Source organism: Brevibacterium sp. AGC70 (genome assembly GCF_057334195.1).
This window is the reverse complement of sequence record NZ_JBHFIH010000011.1, coordinates 1-19652: the sequence shown is the minus strand read 5'-3', so window position 1 is coordinate 19652 and position 19652 is coordinate 1. Positions and strand designations below refer to the sequence as shown.

16 protein-coding genes are annotated in these 19652 nt (G+C 63.3%); 7 read left to right on the top strand and 9 right to left on the bottom strand.

Going from position 1 to position 19652, the window contains the following annotated elements; translation table 11 throughout:
• Together ACE03M_RS08420 and ACE03M_RS08415 are read right to left on the bottom strand one after the other, a co-directional pair.
• A partial coding sequence (locus ACE03M_RS08420) for an inositol monophosphatase family protein (protein ID WP_485933528.1) occupies nt 1-857 on the bottom strand: 857 nt, incomplete at its 3' end.
• A 442-nt stretch (nt 858-1299) separates the two neighbouring features.
• A complete protein-coding gene (locus tag ACE03M_RS08415; protein WP_186293108.1) occupies nt 1300-1455 on the bottom strand; it encodes a hypothetical protein in 156 nt (51 codons plus the stop codon).
• 415 nt (nt 1456-1870) lie between these two features.
• Between ACE03M_RS08415 and ACE03M_RS08410 the strand changes: the two genes are divergently transcribed.
• Entirely contained in the window at nt 1871-4783 is a 2913-nt protein-coding gene (locus ACE03M_RS08410; RefSeq protein WP_485933565.1) for an FAD-binding and (Fe-S)-binding domain-containing protein, read from the top strand.
• A 76-nt stretch (nt 4784-4859) separates the two neighbouring features.
• On the opposite strand, the gene ACE03M_RS08405 is transcribed toward ACE03M_RS08410, so the two are convergent.
• Nucleotides 4860-5249, bottom strand: a complete 390-nt coding sequence (locus ACE03M_RS08405; RefSeq protein WP_143923086.1) for a universal stress protein — start codon at nt 5247-5249, stop codon at nt 4860-4862.
• Between the two features lie 110 nt (nt 5250-5359).
• Entirely contained in the window at nt 5360-6334 is a 975-nt protein-coding gene (locus tag ACE03M_RS08400; RefSeq protein ID WP_485933527.1) for a helix-turn-helix transcriptional regulator, read from the bottom strand.
• Nucleotides 6335-6420: 86 nt separating this feature from the next.
• On the opposite strand from ACE03M_RS08400, the gene ACE03M_RS08395 reads away from it, so the two are divergent.
• Nucleotides 6421-7017 (top strand): mycothiol transferase, encoded by a 597-nt coding sequence (locus ACE03M_RS08395; RefSeq protein WP_143923084.1) that lies wholly within the window; start codon nt 6421-6423, stop codon nt 7015-7017.
• Between the two features lie 163 nt (nt 7018-7180).
• Here the strand turns inward: ACE03M_RS08395 and aceB are convergent, their stop codons facing one another.
• On the bottom strand, nt 7181-8785 hold the full coding sequence (gene aceB / locus ACE03M_RS08390; protein ID WP_143923083.1) for a malate synthase A: 1605 nt from the start codon (nt 8783-8785) through the stop codon (nt 7181-7183).
• Nucleotides 8786-9075: 290 nt separating this feature from the next.
• Nucleotides 9076-10386 (bottom strand): isocitrate lyase, encoded by a 1311-nt coding sequence (gene aceA, locus ACE03M_RS08385; protein ID WP_485933526.1) that lies wholly within the window; start codon nt 10384-10386, stop codon nt 9076-9078.
• A 177-nt stretch (nt 10387-10563) separates the two neighbouring features.
• Between aceA and ACE03M_RS08380 the strand changes: the two genes are divergently transcribed.
• The gene (locus ACE03M_RS08380) at nt 10564-12015 is read left to right on the top strand and encodes a helix-turn-helix transcriptional regulator (RefSeq protein WP_143923081.1); all 1452 of its coding nucleotides are present in this window, start codon (nt 10564-10566) and stop codon (nt 12013-12015) included.
• Between the two features lie 49 nt (nt 12016-12064).
• Here the strand turns inward: ACE03M_RS08380 and ACE03M_RS08375 are convergent, their stop codons facing one another.
• Entirely contained in the window at nt 12065-13684 is a 1620-nt protein-coding gene (locus ACE03M_RS08375; protein WP_485933525.1) for an FAD-dependent oxidoreductase, read from the bottom strand.
• Between the two features lie 37 nt (nt 13685-13721).
• On the opposite strand from ACE03M_RS08375, the gene ACE03M_RS08370 reads away from it, so the two are divergent.
• From ACE03M_RS08370 to ACE03M_RS08360, 3 genes are all read left to right on the top strand, one after another.
• Nucleotides 13722-14942, top strand: a complete 1221-nt coding sequence (locus ACE03M_RS08370; protein ID WP_485933524.1) for a site-specific DNA-methyltransferase — start codon at nt 13722-13724, stop codon at nt 14940-14942.
• 92 nt (nt 14943-15034) lie between these two features.
• Nucleotides 15035-15241: an FmdB family zinc ribbon protein gene (locus ACE03M_RS08365; RefSeq protein WP_485933523.1), complete on the top strand. Its 207-nt coding sequence runs from the start codon at nt 15035-15037 to the stop codon at nt 15239-15241.
• 146 nt (nt 15242-15387) lie between these two features.
• Nucleotides 15388-15684 (top strand): antibiotic biosynthesis monooxygenase family protein, encoded by a 297-nt coding sequence (locus ACE03M_RS08360; RefSeq protein ID WP_485933522.1) that lies wholly within the window; start codon nt 15388-15390, stop codon nt 15682-15684.
• Nucleotides 15685-15716: 32 nt separating this feature from the next.
• Here ACE03M_RS08360 and ACE03M_RS08355 read toward each other — a convergent pair whose 3' ends face one another.
• Together ACE03M_RS08355 and ACE03M_RS08350 are read right to left on the bottom strand one after the other, a co-directional pair.
• Nucleotides 15717-16451, bottom strand: coding sequence for a potassium channel family protein (locus tag ACE03M_RS08355; protein WP_485933520.1), 735 nt, complete (start codon nt 16449-16451; stop codon nt 15717-15719).
• Nucleotides 16452-16491: 40 nt separating this feature from the next.
• Nucleotides 16492-17826 (bottom strand): TrkH family potassium uptake protein, encoded by a 1335-nt coding sequence (locus ACE03M_RS08350; protein ID WP_204234428.1) that lies wholly within the window; start codon nt 17824-17826, stop codon nt 16492-16494.
• Between the two features lie 253 nt (nt 17827-18079).
• On the opposite strand from ACE03M_RS08350, the gene ACE03M_RS08345 reads away from it, so the two are divergent.
• A complete protein-coding gene (locus ACE03M_RS08345; protein ID WP_485933519.1) occupies nt 18080-19534 on the top strand; it encodes an APC family permease in 1455 nt (484 codons plus the stop codon).
• Nucleotides 19535-19652: the final 118 nt, after the last annotated feature.

Here is a 19652-nt window from a genome sequence, read left to right as displayed (position 1 = left end):
CCGCCGCCGCCTGCATAGTCATAGATTCCGAGTCCCCGTTCGGCATAGCCGTTGACCTTGCCCTCTGCGAGCATGCACAGGTCGATAGCCGCCGATCCGCAGCGCCGGATATCGTCGTAGCCGTCCATAAGGGTGAACAGCTTCGCCAGCTGCGGCCCGCGATTGTCGCCGGTGTAGGCGAAGCCGGTTGCCAGCAGCCTGCCGGAGAGCCCGAGCGGCGTGCCTCGCAGCCGTCGAGCAGGGAGACGCTCAGCTCCTCGGCCCCCGGATAGCTGCCCCTCGACGCGATAGGCCCCGCGGCCCTTCGCGCCCACCCAGGTGGCATTCAACCCCGGCGATGCGACGAGGCCGATGAGCCACCGCTCCTCGCCCAGGCCCCGCCCGTGGACCTCGCCTGCCTCACAGACCCCGACCGAGAAGGCATAGTGCTCGATGTTGCGCACGTAGTTCACGGTTCCGTCGATGGGGTCGACATGCCACTCCAACGGCGGACCGTCGTCGCTCATGTCGAGGAGGTCACCGCCACCAGGGTCGAATCCGTTGAGTCTGGCCACGAACCGCGCATCGAAGAAGTCGATGGGATCCAGTGCCGGCGCACCTTCCTCACCGACCATGGTGTCCGAGGGTCGAACCTTCGCCAGGTATCCGCGGACGAGTGATTCGATCTGCGCGTCTGCGAGAGTCACGAGGTCGTTGGGCGAAGTCTTCGTGTCCACCACGGAAGCGTCGAGCCGCGCCCCGAGGGAGCTGCGCCAGGCCTCCATCTGCTCCCACGCAATCATGGATAGGTCCGAGGCGATGCGAATCAATGGCAGATCGTTGACAGCACTGGGCAGAAGGTCGGTCTCTGAGCTCATGGTTCAACTCTAGTCGGCCCCGGCGGGGCCTCTCCTGTAACAACACTGCAATACAGGCCCGAGTGTGTACTTCTTGTATCTAAGCGTGATTGTGGCCGAGCACCAGGGGATTCGTGACTGACGAATTCGACCAACCGGGCTTCACTGCGGGAACAGAAATCGATACTCAGGAACCGGACTTCCCGATCACAAGAGCACTCAGCCGGAACGCCTCTTCCCTGCCCCCGGCCAGCCGTTCATTTAATGCCGCGTGCATGGTTTTCACATGATTTCCACAATAAAGAAATCTTGTTATCAAACAGTGATAAAACGAATGACTGAGGTCACGATTGAGCAAGCGAAGCGCCCCTCGGGTGCGATTCACGTCACTGTGATGCGCAGTCCCGACGAGCACCTCGATCCACCGTCAGTCAGCGAACGCTTCTACAGCGCCGCCTTGGCCCTATTTCGCGGGGGCTGGAATCGATCTCACAGACTCGTTGCGCTGAACCTGACCATGCCTGCGCACGATCTCCTGCACCGCCTGCGAGGAGGTGCCTGCCGCCTCGGCGATGGACCCGAAGGTGGCTCCTTCTTCACGAGCGCGAAGAATCGCCATCACATAATCGGTATTGATTTTGGCTCGTTGACGAGAAACCTTTCGAACTGCACCAACTAAGGCTGTCTGGTCAACTGTTAATTCACGGGCTCGACGCGACATGGTTTCTTCCCCTACTTATGGCTATGGCTCGATGCCAGCTAGATGTGTAGTTCCATTAAATACCACGTATATGAGAATAAGCCAATAATTCCCGAATCAAAGAAGCTCAGACGCTTTCTGGCTCATTTTATGTAACGGTTCGATAACGACCGCGGCGTTTCGCGCTCTTTGCATTCGGGTAATCGCGTCCGCAGTCGGCACCATCCCACCCACTGTTGAGCGAGTACCTCACTGACAACTGAAGTGGCAGAATGCGAACATGACCACATTGGCTCACAGCTCCAGTGCACCACGGAAGTCTGCGGAGACAGAGATGTCTCTCGCCGATGTCCTCGCGACCGAGCTCCGCGCCGCGGGGGTCCAGGACTTCAGCGTCGACGACACCGATCGTGCTGCCTACACCACCGATGCCTCCCTGTTCCGCCTGGTTCCGCAGGCGATCGTGTTCCCGCATGATGAGGCCGATGTCTCGCACACACTCGCGATCGCGCGCCGCCTGGGAGTACCCATCACCAGCCGCGGCGCCGGAACCTCGATCGCCGGCAATGCGATCGGCACGGGCATCATCCTCGACTTCTCCCGCCATATGAACGAGGTCCTCGCCCTCGACCCCGAGGCGCAGTCCGCATGGGTCCAGGCCGGATGCATCCACGCTCACCTTCAGGCACAGGCGCGGCCGCACGGACTGCGCTTCGGCCCAGACCCCTCTACTCATACTCGCTGCACGATCGGCGGGATGATCGGCAACAACGCATGTGGGCCACGCGCTCTGGGCTACGGGCGCACCGGCGACAACATCCTCGCGCTGATCGTCATGCTCGTCGACGGCACAGTCGTCACCCTCGACGACACCGACTCCTCAGAGATGTTCCCGCGTCTGAATGAACTCGTCGGCAGGGAACTGGGCACCATCCGGACGAATCTGGGCACCTTCTCTCGACAGGTCTCCGGGTATGGGCTGGAATCCCTGCTGCCGGAGAACGACTTCGACCTGCGCCGGGCCTTCGCCGGGACCGAGGGCACATGGGGCATCGTCCTCGCCGCAAAGATGCGCCTGGTCAAAGACCCCACCCACACCTCGGCGGTGGTGCTCGGGTACGAGGACATGGTGGCGGCCGCACATGATGCTCCCCTGCTCAAGGGGTTCCCGGTAGCGGCCTGCGAGGGCCTCGACTCGCGCATGCTCGATCGGGTCATCGAGACCAAGGGCGCCGATGCTGTCCCTCACTTGCCCGAGGGCGGCGGCTGGCTTGTCGTCGAGCTCACCGGCGAGGACGAAGCCGAACTGGTCGATGAGACGAAGCGCCTGATCAGAGAGTCGGGTGCTCTGGATTCGGCGGTGCTCGGCGCCCAGGCCGCAGCCGAGGTGTGGGGAATTCGCGCCGATGGGGCCGGTCTGGTCTCCCGCACACCCGATGGACGTGACGCCCACGCCGGGTGGGAGGATTCCGCGGTTCCGGTGGAGCACCTCGGCGACTATCTGCGTGATCTCATGGATCTGCTCAACGAGCATGGACTGTGGGGAATTCCCTACGGGCACTTCGGTGATGGTTGTCTGCACATGCGCGTCGACTTCCCGCTCGAGGATCCCGACGGACCCGAGGTGATGCGGACGTTCATGGTCGCAGCGACGAAGCTCGTGGCGCGTTATGGCGGGTCCGTCTCCGGTGAGCATGGCGACGGCCGTGCCAGGTCCGAGCTGCTGCGTCTCATCTATCCCCCAGCTGTGTTGGACCTATTCAAGGAGGTCAAAGAGCTCTTCGACCCCCAGTACCTGCTCAACCCGGGTGTCATCGTCGACCCGGATGCCCTCAGCGAGTCCCTGCGGCTGACCCAGCTGCCGCAGCGGGAGGAGCTGCCCGGAACCTTGGCCATGGCCTACAAGGGAGAGTCGGCGGGCTTCGCCTCCGCCGTCCATCGCTGCACCGGCGTCGGCAAATGCCGCGCCGACTCCGCCGACAGCGGTGGCGTCATGTGCCCGTCCTACCAGGCCACCCGCGATGAACGGCACTCCACGCGCGGTCGCGCCCGAGTCCTGCAGGAGATGGTCTCCGGGGATCTTCTCGACTCATCGTGGCAGTCCCCCGAAGTCGCCGATGCACTCGACCTCTGCCTGTCCTGCAAGGCATGCGGCACCGAATGCCCGACCGGCACTGACATGGCCACCTACAAGGCCGAGGTCCTCCACCAGTCCTACAAGGGCAGGTTGCGCCCGATGAAGCACTATTCGCTCGGTTTCCTGCCGCAGCTGGCACGCGTCATCACACCCCTGGCCCCCGTGGTCAACCGCGTCTCGGGCCTGCCCGGGCTCACGACCGTGGCCAAGAAGTTGGCCGGGATCGACGTTCGCAGATCCATCCCGCAGTTCGCGTCGACGACGTTTCGGAAATGGTGGACGAAGACAGACAGCACCGCCGAGGTGGGGCGCCGAACGAAGACCCGCGAGGTGATTCTGTTCGCCGATTCGTGGTCGAATCATTTCGCACCGCGCATCCTCGCCGCCGCCGTTGCCGTGCTCGAACACGCTGGCGTCACGGTGCGCGTCATCGACCAGACCGTGTGCTGTGGTCTGCCCCTGATATCGACCGGTCAGCTCGACGCGGCGAAGGCGAATCTGGGAGCGACGATCAGTGCGCTCGATGCCGCCGGGGATGTGCCCATCGTCGGGGTTGAACCCTCATGTCTGGCGACCCTCAAGGACGATTCGCAGAAGCTCTTGGCCGATGAGGCCTCGGCACGAGTCGCCTCACGTGTGCAGACCTTCGCGCAGTACCTGCTCAGCGTGGGTGCCGAACTGCCGAAGTTGGACAGCGTCGAAGCGCTCGTGCAGCCGCACTGCCATCAGTCGGCGATCTTCGGCACTGCCGCGGACAAGGAGCTGTTGGCCAGAACTGGCGCCGCAAGCCGATTCCTGGGCGGCTGCTGCGGTCTGGCCGGAAACTTCGGCGTCGAGGAAGGACATTACGAGACCTCGGTCGCCGTGGCCGAGGTGGCTCTGCTGCCAGCCCTGCGCGAGCAGGAAGCCCTGCGCAATCGTGCGCCGAACGCGGTCGGAGCTGGAGGAGCGGCGGGGGAACAAGGACAAGCCGGCGACGGTGAGCGAACACGGGTCGTCTTAGCCGATGGATATTCCTGCCGCACACAGATCGCCGACCTCAGCGATGCACAGGGTGTGTCGCTGCCGGAGCTGCTCGTCTGGGGCTGGGGACTCGAACCCACCCGCTAGTACAACTGGGTGACGGGTTCAGACACGCGGAGCCTGAGGTCAGGCCGCCAACTCCCGGGCTCGGGCCGTGGCGGGCTCAGGCCTTGGCGGTGAGGACTGGGACCTCTGCTTCGAGCAGGATCCGCTGGGCCTGCGAGCCGAGTATGAACTTACCGATCGCCGAGCGTTTGCGCAGGCCGATGACGATGAGCTGGGCGTCGTGTTCTTCCACGAGGTCGTTCAGCGTTCCCGGCAGATCGTCTTCGTGATCGGGCTGGAGAACCTCGACCGCGACGTCTGAGTCCTTGCCCAGTGCGACGATGCGGTCGATGACGTCTTGGTCGATCTCGGTCGGTGTGCCACTGGCTCCGCGTCGTTGGGAGTTGATCACGACAGCATTGCTCGACCGAAGTTTGGCTTCTGCGAAACCCGCACGCAGAGCCGCCTCACCCTCAGGAGCAGGAAGATAGCCAATGAGAATCGTCATATCGAGAAGTATATTAGCTCAGCCCTGATTCGTTCATTCCCGTATCACCGCGAGGACACCCCACGGTCATCGCAACCGGACCCCCTGGGGCTCGGCGTGTGCATCGCAGCTCAGCCGATGCCGCTTGCACCGGTCCTGCTCACCTGGGCCGCCCGCTCGCCGAGATCGCGCAGCGCACCCAAGAGTTCCGGTGGCTCGACGACTCGGAAATCCACGGGAGTCGCTGCGGTGATCACGGCCGCCCAAGCAAGGTCCTGGACACCGTACTCGACACGGGCGCCGTCGGCGGTCTTCGTGATCGTTGCTGTCCTCGTCGGGAACCACGATTTGGTCTCGGCCACGGTTGCGTCGACATCGATGATCACAGTGTGGCGGTACGCGTCGGTGGTGACGGCGGAACTCACGGCTGCCTCGGCGTCGGGATGGTCCCTGGGTGCGAAGGCGAAGGTCGTTTCGTGGACCTGACTCATCCGATCGAGTCGGAAGACCCGCCAGTCATTGCGGGCGAGATCCCAGGCGTAGAGATACCAATGCGCGCCGAGGACGACCATCCGCACCGGCTCCACCCGGCGCTCCATCGACTTCGCGCCCGAGCTCTCTGCGCTCATCCGTTTCGCGTGGGCGAAGGTCAGGACGCTCCGGGACGCGATCGCCGAGGCGGTCGTCATGACCGCTGCCATGTCGACTCCCGGTTCGTGACCAGCAACAACAGAGACTGCCATGCTGATGTCCCCGATCGTCTCGCGCATTCCGGCAGGAAGCATCCCGCGCAGCTTCGCGGTGGCCGAATCGGCGTTCGAGGTGCCTAAGCCGGCTCCGTTGAGCAGCGCCAGGCCGAGTGCTGTGGCCAGCGCCTCGCCGGTCTCGAGCTGCAGCGGGGGCAGAACAGTGCGCGAATGAGCACGGTATCCGCCGGCCGCGCCCGAGACGGATTCGATGACATAGCCGAGCTGGCGCAGATTCGCGATGTCGCGGCGAATGGAGCGAGGCGTGACACGAAAGTGCGCGGCCAGCTCGGTCGCGGAGTAGGTCCGTCCCGAGGCGATCATCCCCAGCATGGACAACAGACGAGAATCGGCGGTCATAGCGGACAGTATATGTCCGCAAAGGCTTGGACACTGGTGTCACAGACCCGGACAATCGGTTCTGCACCAGACGATCAGGAGAGATCATGCCGTTCTTCGCCCCATCCGTCACGACCGAGGCCGATGCCCAGTTCTCGTTCCTCGAACAGCAGTGCTCGCAGCTCAAGATCACCGCTCTCGGCCTCACCGACGATCAGGCTCGCAGCGCGCCGACGGTGAGCGCACTGAGCATCTCCGGCCTCTTGACTCACGCCGCCCAGGTGCTGTTCTCCTGGATCCAGCAGGTCCGCGATCCTTCGCTTGAGGTCACAGCGGACGATTATGCCGACTACAACCGACGCTTGGGCCTCGACGGAATGTTCGATGGCTCCGCTCTTCCCGATCTCGACATTGCCGATGTGGTCGCCGCTTTCGAGACGGCCATGACCGAGATCGACGTGGCCCGCAGGGCGGTCGAGGAGAACGGGACCGATCTGTCCACGGTCGTCCCGATGCCTCACAATCCGTGGATGCCCAAGGACTTCGTCATGAACGTCCGGTGGATCCTGGGCCACCTCAACACCGAGATCGCCCGCCATGTCGGTCATGCCGACATCATCCGCGAGTCCATCGATGGCGCGATCGCCTATCAGCTCAATGCCCAGGCCGAAGGTCAGCCCTGGCCGCCGGCGGAATGGAGCTGAGCTGCGGCGCAGCCGAATCCCCTGCGGGAGCAGCCGAATCAGCCTGGCGCCTGCAGCACGCAAAAACTACCCGATTCTGCATCAGCACGGTGAGTGCGACGTGCTGATGCAGAATCGGGTAGTTGGTCTTGCCAGCAATGCCGACAGCGTCGGCGCCTGAGATTCAGGCCGCGAACACGGCGCCCTTCGACACCCTGTCGACCAGGTGGTCGGTGTAGGCGGGCATGGTGAGGAATTCGGGGAAGTCCTCACCCAGTGCGCTCTTGCGGAAGATCTCAACGGCCTCGGTGTAGTGGTCTGCGGGGTGGCGCTCGATGACGGCGAGCTCCTCGCCCATGTACCGTTCCACCAGGTCGCGTGTGACCTGCTTCCCGTTGTCCAGCGTCACCGAATGGCGGATCCACTGCCAGATCTGGGACCTGGAGATCTCAGCGGTCGACGCGTCTTCGAGCAGGTTCTCGAGTGCGACGTTGCCGTTGCCGCCCAGCCATTCGTTCATGTAGCCGATGGCCACACGGATGTTCAGGCGAACACCTTCCTCGGTGACCGTGGTGTCCAGACCAGACACGTCGAGCATGTGCTCGGCGCAGGCGTGGGCATCGACCCGGCGGTTGTCGAGCTGATTCGGCTTGTTGCCGAGTGCGGCATCGAAGACCTCCAGCGCGTCATCCACCAGTCCCGGCTCGGCCACCCAGGTGCCGTCGAAGCCGCGCGAGGCTTCACGAGCCTTGTCTTCACGCATCTTCACCAGCTCCGAGGCAACGAATTCCTTGTCCGGGTGAGTGGTCATGAGGTTGCCCATGGTCCCGATCGCGTGTGCTCCGCGGCGGTGGCAGGTCGAGACGAGGCGGTCTGCGAACGCCTGCAGCAGCGGCAGTCCCATTGTCAGGTGCTCGCGATCCGGCAGCACCCACTTCGGGGAGTTGCGGAAGTTCTTCACGAGTGAGAACAGGTAGTCCCAGCCTGCGGCGTTGAGGCCGGCGCAGTGATCGCGCAGCTCCCACAGGATCTCCTCCATCTGGAACACAGCGGTGATCGTCTCGATGTGAGCTGTCGCCCGGATGGTTCCCTGCGGAATGCCCATGTAGTCCTGTGCGAAGACGAATATCTCGTTCCACAGGCGTGCTTCGCGGAAGGACTCGAGCTTCGGCAGGTAGAAGTATGGTCCCGAGCCGTTGTCGACGAGTCGGCGGGCATTGTGGAAGAAGTAAAGACCGAAGTCGACCATGGCGCCTGAGGTCTCTGACTGGCTGCCCTTGTCATCAACGTGGATCAGGTGCTTCTCCGGCAGGTGCCAGCCGCGGGGACGCAGGCCGATGGTGGGCTGCTCACGGTTGTTCACGCCCGGCAGGTTGCCGCGGATGGCGTTGAACAGGTTGAGCTGTCCGCCGATGATGTTGGACCAGGTCGGGCTGGTGGCGTCTTCGAGGTCAGCGAGCCAGACCTTCGCACGGGAGTTCAGCGCCGCAACTACTTCAGGTTCGGAGACGGGGCCGGTCAGTTCGACGCGGCGGTCTTCGAGACCAGGGGCTCCGGTCGCGCCGGCGACCTTCCAGGTGGTGTCGGCCCGGATTCCCGCAGTGTCGGGGGTGAACCTCGGGAACGTGCCGTTCCGGATGCTCTGCGCCTGACGTCCGCGGACTCCCAGCAGCTTGCCCAGACGGTCGCTGAAACGATCGTGGAGCGCCGCGATGAAGTTGAGGGCGGACTCCGAGAGGATCCTGTCGAAGCCTGGTTCGATGGGGGCGTTGATTTTGATGTGAGACATGGGGCTTCTCCTCACCCGTCGGAATGTGTGCTGCTGATGTGCGTTGCGGTGGCTGTGCTGCGGTGGTGCTGCGGTGCTGGTGGTGCGGTTCTGCGGTGGTGCTGTGCTGCGGTGGTGCTGGTGGTGTTCGTGTCACCGAGGTTGTGGTTGGACCTGTGATGTCTGGTGTGCCGGCGCGGACCAACAGTGCAAACCCCGTGAAAACACTGTCGATCCGCGCCGAGTACTAGGTGACCGGTTCCGGCGAGTCCGGTGTCCGTCGTCGCGTGACCGGTCGGGTCACCGAAGGCTCAGCTGAACTGAGCGGATTCGGTCGAACCGGCCAGAGCTGTCGTCGAGGACTCTGGGTTCAGCGCGGTCGAGACCAGGTCGAAGTATCCGGTTCCGACCTCACGCTGGTGCTTGGTTGCGGTGTAGCCGCGGTCCTCGGCAGCGAACTCGCGTTCCTGCAGCTCGACGTACGAGGTCATCTGGTTGCGGGCGTAGCCGTGAGCCAGATCGAACATCGAGTAGTTGAGCGCGTGGAAGCCGGCCAGGGTGATGAACTGGAACTTGTAGCCCATGGCTCCCAGTTCACGCTGGAACTTCGCGATGGTGGCATCGTCGAGGTGCTTGCGCCAGTTGAACGACGGCGAGCAGTTGTAGGCCAGCATCTGGTCCGGGTACTCCGCGTGGATGGCGTCCGCGAACTGCTTGGCAGCTTCGAGGTCCGGTGTGGAGGTCTCCATCCACAGCATGTCCGCATAGGGAGCGAAGGACAGTCCGCGGGCGATGCCTGCTTCGATGCCGTTCGTGATCTTGTAGAAACCTTCAGAGGTGCGTTCGCCGGTGACGAAGCGCTGATCACGCTCGTCGATGTCCGAGGTCATGAGCGTTGCCGCTTCTGCGTCGGTACGGGCGATGACGAGGCTGGGCACGTTCTCGACGTCGGCTGCGAGGCGAGCCGCGTTGAGAGTGCGGATGTGCTGCGAGGTCGGGACGAGGACCTTGCCGCCGAGGTGGCCGCACTTCTTCTCAGAACCGAGCTGATCCTCGAAGTGCACACCGGCTGCGCCGGAGGAGATCATCGAGCGCATGAGCTCGTAGACGTTGATCGAACCGCCGAAGCCTGCCTCTGCGTCGGCCACGATCGGTGCGAACCAATCGTCGACGTTCTTCTTGCCTTCCGAGGTCTCGATCTGGTCGGCGCGCATCAGAGCGTTGTTGATGCGACGCACGACCTGTGGCACCGAGTTCGCCGGGTAGATCGACTGATCGGGGTAGGTCTGTCCGGCATTGTTCGCATCGGCGGCGACCTGCCAGCCGGAGAGGTAGATGGCGTTGAGGCCGGCCTTGACCTGCTCCACTGCCTGGTTGCCGGTCAGCGCACCGAGTGCGTTGACGTAGTCGCCGGACTTGATGTCGGTGGAGGCCACCTGATTCCAGAGGCGCTCGGCACCGTGGCGAGCCAGTGTGTGCTCTTCGATCAGCGAACCGCGCAGTTTGACGACATCCTCGGGCTCGTAGTCACGAGCAACTCCCGACCAGCGGGCATTGGTGGCCCAATCGCGGCGGATGGCCTCAGCATCGTGCAAGTTGCTCTGCGTGGTGTTCTCAGTCATTCTCATTCACTCCTAGTCGTTCGGGGTTGGTGAGATCAGTCTGCCGTGACCGCAAGGGGGTCGATAGAGATTTCTCCGATGAATAATCGACTGTTTTCCGGTTTTAGAAATTCCGGCGTTCTGTCATACTGATTCTCAGCACATGTGAACCACGCCACGATGTCGACTGGAGCCGCAATGACAAGCAACCAGACCGATCTGCGGGATGCCGAAGCAGAAGCGGACACCCTGAGCATCGGCAGAAGAATTCGGTTTTTTCGCAAACAGCGCGGACTGACCCTCACCGAGTTGGGCGAGAAGGTGGGGCGTGCAGCCTCCCAGATCTCGACGATTGAGAACGGCAAGCGAGAAACTTCTGTCACCCTGCTCAGTGCCATAGCCAAAGCCCTGCAGACCGAGGTCGCCGAGCTCATCGATCCCACACCCGTCGATGGCAGACAGGCTCTTGAGCTTGAAGCCGAGCGCAATCAGGCCTCACCCATGTACTCCTCCTTGGGTCTGCCGCAGGTGCGGATCAAGTCGCTGCCCCATGATGCCCTCGAAGCGATCGTGGGTCTGCAGAGACAGCTCGGCCAGGTTCTCGAACGCCGTGCCGCGACTCCGGAGGAGGCTCGTCGGGCCAACCGGGAACTGCGCGAGCGGATGCGCGAGAAGAACAACTACTTCGCCGATCTGGAGACCCAGGCCGCGGAACTCCTGCGCCTGGCCGGATACGAATCGGGCACAGTCTCCCAGCGGCAGACGGCGACGATCGCTGAGAAGCTGGGATTCAGCCTCCACTACGTCTCTGACCTGCCCTCATCCACCAGATCGATTTCCGACACTGCGAACAATCGCCTCTACCTGCCCAATACCGATGCGGCCTTCGACCCGCGCTCACATCTGCTCACGAGCCTGGCCGCTCACGTGCTCGGCCATGATGCTCCGAAGGATTTCAGCGAGTTCCTCCAGCAGCGGGTGGAGGCGAACTATCTGGCCGCCGCTGTTCTGCTGCCGCAGAGTTCGGCGGTGCCGATGCTCATCGAGGAGAAGAAGAAGCGCGAGCTCTCCGTCGAGCATCTGCGCGATATGTTCGGTGTCGGCTATGAGATGGCCGCCCACCGCTTCACGAACCTGGCCACCGAGCACCTGGGTCTGCCCGTGCATTTCATGAAGGTCCACCGCTCGGGCACGATCCACAAGGCGTACTCGAACGACGGCCTGCCCTACCCCACCGACCCGCTCGGCGCGATCGAGGGCCAGTTCGCCTGCAAACGATTCACTTCTCGCACAGTGTTCCGCGTCGCTGACAGGTTCAGCCCGTACTACCAGTACACGGACACCCCTGAGGGCTCCTTCTGGTGCACCGCACGCGTACTGCCCGGCGGTGACTTCGCCATCAGTGTAGGTGTCCCCTTCGCCCACGTGAAGTGGTTCGAGGGACGAGAATCCCAGATCCGCTCCAAGTCAGCCTGTCCGGATCCCGCGTGCTGTCGCCAGGCGCCCGATGATCTGGCCGAGAAGTGGGAGAACCAGGCTCTGCCCTCGGCGCAGATGCATGCGTCTCTGCTGGCAGCGGTTCCCCCCGGTGCCGTTCCGGGCGTCGATGATACCGAGGTCTACGAATTCCTCGAACGCCACTCCGGCTGATTCGGACGGATCAGCCGTGTGTGCCGTCTGAGGTCACCGAGAGCTCGCCTCAGCCGTCCGCGACGGCGGGGCCGTCGAGAACTTGGTTCGCAACACGTTCGGCCGTGGCCAGCGCCGAGGCGGCCCCTGACCTGGGGAGGCTTCTGACCATGGTGAGCCTGCCGCGCGTGGTCACCCGCAGCTCGTCCACGAGTGTGCCATCGGCGTCGATTGCCTGCGCGCGGATTCCGCGCGAGTCGGCCCGGACGGCCGAAGCGTCGATGGCAGGAACGAACTTCCGGATCTCCTCGACGAAGGCGGAGGTGCTCACGGCCGGCTTGGCTCCGCGAGCGGCGGTCTTCGCTGTCTGCGCCGCGAACTTCCAGAATCCTTTGAAGCCGACGGTCGACCCCATATCGCCGAGGTCGAAGCCGTGCCTGTCATAGCGTTCGCGCCCCAGAGACACGATGGTGTTCGGGCCTAGGACCAGCCCACCTCTGATGCCTCTGACCACAGATCTCTCGGAGAACGGGGAGCTCGGATCGGGAACCGTGCTGATGATGCCCCGGACCACCTCGGCGGGGTCATCGGTAGCGGGGTCGTCGATGGCGTAGTAGTCGCTGGTGAACGGGACGATGCGAGACGCCTCGTCGAAGCCCGCCGCCGCTGCCAGACGGTCGGCTTGGAGGCCGGCGCAGACGATGACGAGGTCGAACACCTCTGTGTCCTCGGGCCGGACCGTACGTTCGCGCGGGCGTCCGGCAGGTTCCCGGTGCTCGTCTGCACCGGTGTGCCGGGGCTCTCCCCCACCCGAGTGTCCAGAACGTCCGGAAGCGGGATTGGTGAACCGGTCGCTGAGGCTGCCGATCGTGTCTTCGACCTGTTTGAACCAGTCCTGAGAGCCGAAGCGGCTGCGCAGCTCGTCGCGGAAGTCGATGACCGGTCCTGTGGTGTTATCGCCGCGATAGGTCCGCGGAGCCTCGTACACCTGATCGTCCATATCCCTGTCGGAGCCGATATCGCCGTCGGAGTCGGAGCCTATATCGCCGTCGGAGCCTGAAGCGGAGTCATCGTCGGAGCTATCGGGGCCGACAGCGGGCTCGCTCTGCTCGGGCGCTGCCGTGCGCATGCGCAGGCGAACCTCGTTGCTCATCACGTCGAAGCCGGTGACCTCTGTGCCGAAGCGGAACGTGCCGCCGGCAGCGCTGACATCGGAGGCGAGCGCCTCGGTCAGGGCCGTGTAATCGGTGACGGCCGTGTGCGGTGCGTAGAGTGCGAGGACGCCCCTGGCGTTGGGTTCGACGTCCAACATCTCCTTACGGTCAAGCAGCCGGACTCCCGGAATCGAGTTCGCTTCGGCCCGGGCGAGGATCTCCTCAAGCCGATCGGCCTCGTCCGTATTCTGCGCAACGAGCAGCTGCCCGCACTCGCGGTAGGGGATGCCACGTTCGGACACGAACGGGACCAGCAGCTCCACACCTCGGCGAGCGAGCTTCGACTCCTCCGAACCCGGCTGCGCAGCGAGGGCGGGATCCACGACTCCCGATGTGTGCCCGCTCTGATGCGCGGCGAGGCGGTCTGCCTTGTCGAAGACGGTGACTTCGGCGGCGGGGAGCCTGCCGGTGATCTCACGGGCGAGCGCCACTCCGACGATACCGGCACCGACCACGGCCACTCGTGAAATACTCATACAGCAATCTTGGCACCGATCGCGGAGAAGGAGAAGGATGTCGACGACCCTAAACTGGACTGGCAAGGACGCCGCCTTCGCCCTCGGTCGACGGCTGATCTCCGCGGATGCTTCCGGCCGCCTCGGCGAGGGACCGCACTTCCTTCGCGACGGCGACACCTACGTCCCCACCGTCGATGAGAACATGCTCGTCGTCGGGGACAATCTGCCGGCGCTGACCGCGCTGCTTGCCACGCACCGGGGACGGATCAAGGTCATCTACATCGATCCGCCGTACAACACGGGCAACGCGCTGGCGTATAAGGATCACGGGCATGATCACGCGAGCTGGCTGAACTTCATGACGCCGCGGCTGCTGCTGGCCCGCGAACTCATGCGCGAGGACGGGGTGATCTTCATCCACCTCGACGATGGTGAGAGTGCCTGGGCGCAGCTGTTGGGGCATGAGGTCTTCGGCGAGGCCAATTCGCTGGGCACCCTGATCCATCAGCGCGCGAAGGGCGGCGGCAACTCCCCTTCCTTCGTCCGCGGTCATGATTACGTCCACGTGTGGGCGAAAGTTGCTGATCAGGCGGGTGCGTTCCTGACAGAGAAGAAGGCGCCGGCGAAGCTCGAGATCATCGACGGCAAACGCATGCTCGTCGAAACCGATGTGCTTCGCGCCGGGTTCGGCCGCTACGCTCGCGGCCAGGAACGTCGGCTCATGTACGAGGACATCCTCGAGGTCAAGGGCGCGAAGAAGCTCGCCGAGGTGGACGCGAAGTTGGGCACGGGAGAATATGTTCTGCGCGCCTGGGGTCCAGCGGGCAAACATGCTGTGGTGCGGGTGACGCCGGCGGAGAAGGCGAGCTCCAAGCTCTACTCGATCATCAAGGCCCTAGGAGGGCAGAACGACCTCGAGGATCTCGGGCTGGGTGGGATCTTCAGCTATCCGAAGCCCGTCGAACTGGTCAAGACGCTCGTGGCCTCCCAGACCTTCTTCGACCCCGAAGCAATCGTCCTCGACTTCTTCGCCGGTTCGGGCACAACCGCACAGGCGGTGATGGCTGCCAATCAACGCGACGCAGGCTCACGCACGTTCATCCTCATCCAGACCCCGGAACCGCTGCAGACGAAGAATGCGCGCAGCCTGGTGGGCGCGGACTCCGAGGACGGCTTCCCCGAGATCAGCCGACTCACCGCTGAGCGGATCCGACGTGCCGCGAAACGCCATCACCCCGAGCTTCGCTTCACCGAAATCGCCGTGGCCGAGCAGTGAATTCTCATCAGCAACCTTGAGTCTCTCCTGGCGACAGTGTAGGAATGCATCAAGGCTGATCCGTCGGCAATGATTTCGAGAAGAGTGATCTTGTGCCCACCTACGTCTACCGATGCACCACCTGCGGCGACACCGAACGAGACTTTCCGATGAGCAGAAAACCCGAATCCGTCGCGTGCCCCGACTGCCACGGCACGGCCGAATCTGCGTTCACCTCCCCTCACCTCGGCGCCGGTTCCGGGACTGCCTTCGGCGTCATCGACGCAAAGAAGAAGACCGCAGACCAACCGACCCGGTGAGAACTTCAGCGGAGATCCAGAATCGGATCGTAGGCTGAAGAACGACCGGTTTTCGCCGCTGGCTGCCGGTCGAATCAGCAGCTCGGCGTCGAACCCGGTCCCCGGATTCACCTCGGCGCCGCGAACCCTCTTCACAAGGAGCAATCTTGTCAGTCGTCGCCATCAACACCCTCACCGTTCCCGAAGCCGCACGCGGTGAACTCGAGAAGCGCTTCGCGGCACGCAAACACTCCGTCGACGGTACACCCGGCTTCGAAGGCTTCCAGCTGCTGCGACCGGTCTCCGGCGGTGACCAGTACTTCGTCTACACTCAGTGGGCCACCCGTGAGGACTTCGAGAACTGGCGCCAGGCTCGCAGGCCCTCCCACGAAACCAGCGGCGCAGAACCTGTCTCGGAACAAGCCAACCTCCTCGAGTTCGAGGTCGTCGACCTCGGCGACTGAGATTTGCCGTCGACGGGGCAGCGGAAAGCGCTCTAGCCGTCGTTGTCCTTGTCGAGTTCGCTGAAGGTCTCCACGTGCCGTGGTGTGCCGGCGATGAGGATCTCATCGTTGGCATAGAGCGTGACGTCGCGGTCGGCGATGTCCCAGGAACCGCCTCCACCACGTTTGAAGGCGACGATCGTGACTCCGTATTCCGTACGCAGACCCAGCGACGCCAGCGGCACGTCGGCGACTCGCACCGGCGGTGTAGTTCTGGCGAGGACGAAATCCTCATCGATGGGCAGGAAGTCCGAGATGTGTCCCTTGATGAGGTGTGCCAGGCGCCGACCCATGTCGTTCTCCGGACTGACCACGTTCTTGACCCCCAGCTGATGCAGGATCTCGGCGTGGGGTTCGGTGATGGCCTTGGCCCAGATGTGCCGATTGCCCATTTTGAGGATGCGTGAGGTGATGAGGATACTCGCTTCAAGGTCGCTGCCCACTGCGATGACGACACGGTCGACCTCCACGATGCCGATCTGACGCAGAACCGTCTCATCGGTGGCATCACCGCGGGAGACGTATGTCAGCACCTCGGCGTGGTCCGACACGACCTCCTCGGAGATGTCGATGCCGATGACCTCGACTCCGTGCTTGACGAGCTCCCTCGCCAAGGAGCCGCCGAACCGGCCCAGACCGATCACGGCCACCGCGCCATGCCGGGCAGCAGGTTTCGGATTGCCGGCGAAGAACACCGCAGGCTTAGCCAACCAGGATTTCTCGTTCATTTCGACGTCCTCTCTGAACTCTCAACGGTACTGTCATCCATCAGCCGATCAGCGGCCTTTCCTTCGGCAGTTCGAATCGCTGTGGGCGCACCCGCAGGGCCAGCACCGAGGCGACCGTCACCGGACCGAGTCGCCCCAGGGCCATCGTGATGATGATGACCACTTGGCTGAGTCCCGGCAGATCTGCTGTGATTCCCGTCGACAGACCGACGGTGCCGAAGCCTGAGATGACTTCGAAGAGGATCCGATCGAAACCGAGCGACGGAGCATCGAGCATGATGACCGTGGTTGCCACAACGATGAGTCCCGAGGACAACACGATGACCGTCGTCGCCTGTCTGTGCACGGACCGGGACACTCGCCGGCCGAGCAGATTCACCGCCCGTCCACCGGTGATCTCTGTCCATGTCATGGCCCCGAGCACGAGGAACGTCGTGATCTTCACACCGCCGGCGGTACCGGCGGGGCCTCCTCCGATGAACATCAGAATGTCCATTCCGAGCCAGGTCGCAGGATGCATCTGCGAGATGTCGACCGAGTTGAACCCGGCTGTACGGGTGATCGTGGACTGGAACGCCGACGCCTGGATCTTTCCCCACACGTCGAGAGTCCCCATAGTGTTCGGGTTGTTCCATTCGATCACCGCAATGTAGATCATTCCGGCCACGAGCAGCACCGGCGTCATGACGACGACGGCACGGGTGGTCAGACTCCATGTCAACGGTGACCGGTAGCGTCTCGCCAGTTCGATGACCACCGGATACCCGAGACCACCGAGGATGACGGCGCAGCTGATCGGGCCGCAGATGAATGGGTCCGCCACGTAGTCCATGAGGCTGGTGCTGTGCAGACCGAAGCCTGCGTTGTTGAAGGCTGAGACCGCGTGGAAGACCGCACTCCATACCGCTTCGCCCAGCGGCTCGTCGTAGAAGAGGCGCAGACGCAGAAAGAGCGCCACAGCGACGACGAACTCTGCCCCCACAGCAAGGACGACGATGCGCCGCACCATGGGCGCGATTCCTCCGATCGCAGAGCTCTTGGTCTCCGTGGCCACGGACTGGCGAAGTCTCAGACCCGTCTTGCCCGCCACCACGATCGCCAAGAGAGCGGTGAAGAGCAGGACACCGAAGCCTCCGATCTGGATGAGGGCGAGGATCACCGCCTGCCCGAAGAAGGTGAAATCTCCTCCGGTGTCGAGAACCGCCAATCCGGTCACGCTCAGCGCCGAGGTGGCGGTGAAGAGTCCGGACAGCAGCGAGATACCGCCCGGTGCCACCGTAGCGGCAGGCATCATCAGCAGTCCCGTACCGATGACGAGAGCTGTGAGGTATCCGATCACCACACGGGCGATGGCATCACGATGAGTGCTGTGCACAGCGAGAAATCTAGCACCATGTCACCCGCCGGACTCGAGACACGGCGAACTCACAGGTCGGGTCCTTGCAGCCGCCAGCACAACAGCCACCGGGTTGCCCGCTCCTCGACCCATAGGCTCTGGCTGACAGCACTCATTTGCTGAGTGATCGCACCCGTGTCCCTTTCGGAGATGGCGTTGACATTACCGGCCGGAAACTCTCAGAATCCTGCTACTGTGCACAACAGCACAGTCGGGTGAAAAGAGGGATGCGATGTCGCAACAGCAGACAGAGGTCGGAGACCGGGGCCACGGTTTCGTCAAGGCGCTTGGCACGGTCGATGCACTTTTCATCGGATTCGGGGCGATGATCGGCTTCGGCTGGGTCGTCCTCACCGGAGAATGGCTCAGCGGTGCCGGCACAATGGGCGCAATCCTCGCATTCGTCGTCGGCGGCATCATCATGTGCTTCGTCGGCACGGTGTACTCCGAGATGGTCGCTGCCATGCCGCACGCTGGAGGTGAGCACAACTATCTCATCCGGGCGATGGGTCCCAAGGTCTCACTCTTCGGGTCCTGGGCGATCACCGGCGGATACATCAGCGTTGTCATGTTCGAAGCAGTCGCAGTGCCGAAGACCGCCTTGTACCTGTTCCCGAACCTCGAACACATCAAACTGTGGACGATTGCCGATTTCGATGTGCATCTGACCTGGGCGCTTATCGGCACCGTGACTGCGATCATCATCGCTTGGATCAATATCCGCGGAGTCAAGCTTGCTTCGCTCGTGCAGACGTTCGTGGTCTCGTTCCTCATCCTCGTCGCCCTGATGCTTCTGACCGGCGGTCTGGTCGGCGGTGAAGCAGTCAATGCCGAACCGCTCTTCACCGGTGGTGCCGCAGGCTTCATTGCAGTAGTCGCCGTCGTACCCTTCCTCTTCGTCGGTTTCGATGTCATCCCGCAGTCGGCAGAGGAGATCAAGCTCCCGCCAGCAAAGATCGGCAAGCTCGTCGTCATCTCGGTCCTCATGGCGATTACGTTCTACATCATCATCATCGCGATGACATCGCTGGCAATGCCTGCATCGGAGCTCGCCAACCATGACCTCGTCACGGCGGATGCGTTGGCGAGGATGTTCAATTCCGCCTTCTGGGGCAAGCTTGTCATCGCCGGTGGACTGGCCGGCATCATCACCTCGTGGAACGCATTCCTCATGGGGTCGTCTCGCCTGATGTGGGCCATGGCCGTGGCCGGCATGATTCCCGCCTGGTTCGGCAAGCTGCACCCCAAGTACCGCACCCCCGTCAACTCGATCATCTTCATCGGAATCCTCTCCGCCCTGGCTCCGTTCCTCGGCTCAGCGGCCCTGGGCTGGATCGTCGACGCGGGTTCACCGGCAATCGTCATCGCCTACTTCCTCGTCAGCGTCGGGTTCATCATTCTGCGCAAGCGCGAACCTGCGATGGGTCGCCCCCTGCGCATCGGCGGCAAGGGCAACGGCGGCATGGTCATCGGCACCATCTCGGCCGTGCTCACCCTGGCGCTCTTCATCCTCTACCTGCCCATCACTCCGTTCTCCGCGCAGCTGGCGTGGCAGTCGTGGGCGATGTTCGGACTCTGGCTCGCCGTCGGCATCTTCTTCATGTTCCGCCTGCCCACCGGGATCAAAGCAGGGCCCAACGCCGAAGACGAACTCCTGGCCAAGGTGAAGTCGCTGCGCAAGAAGTGACTTGGTGAGAATCAGCCGCAGTGAGAAGCGGCCTGCCACACGGAAGCTGAATCTCAGCAGCAGTCACTTCACCGCTTCGTGAGAGCGCGGCCAAGACCATAGTGCGGCCATCGGAGTC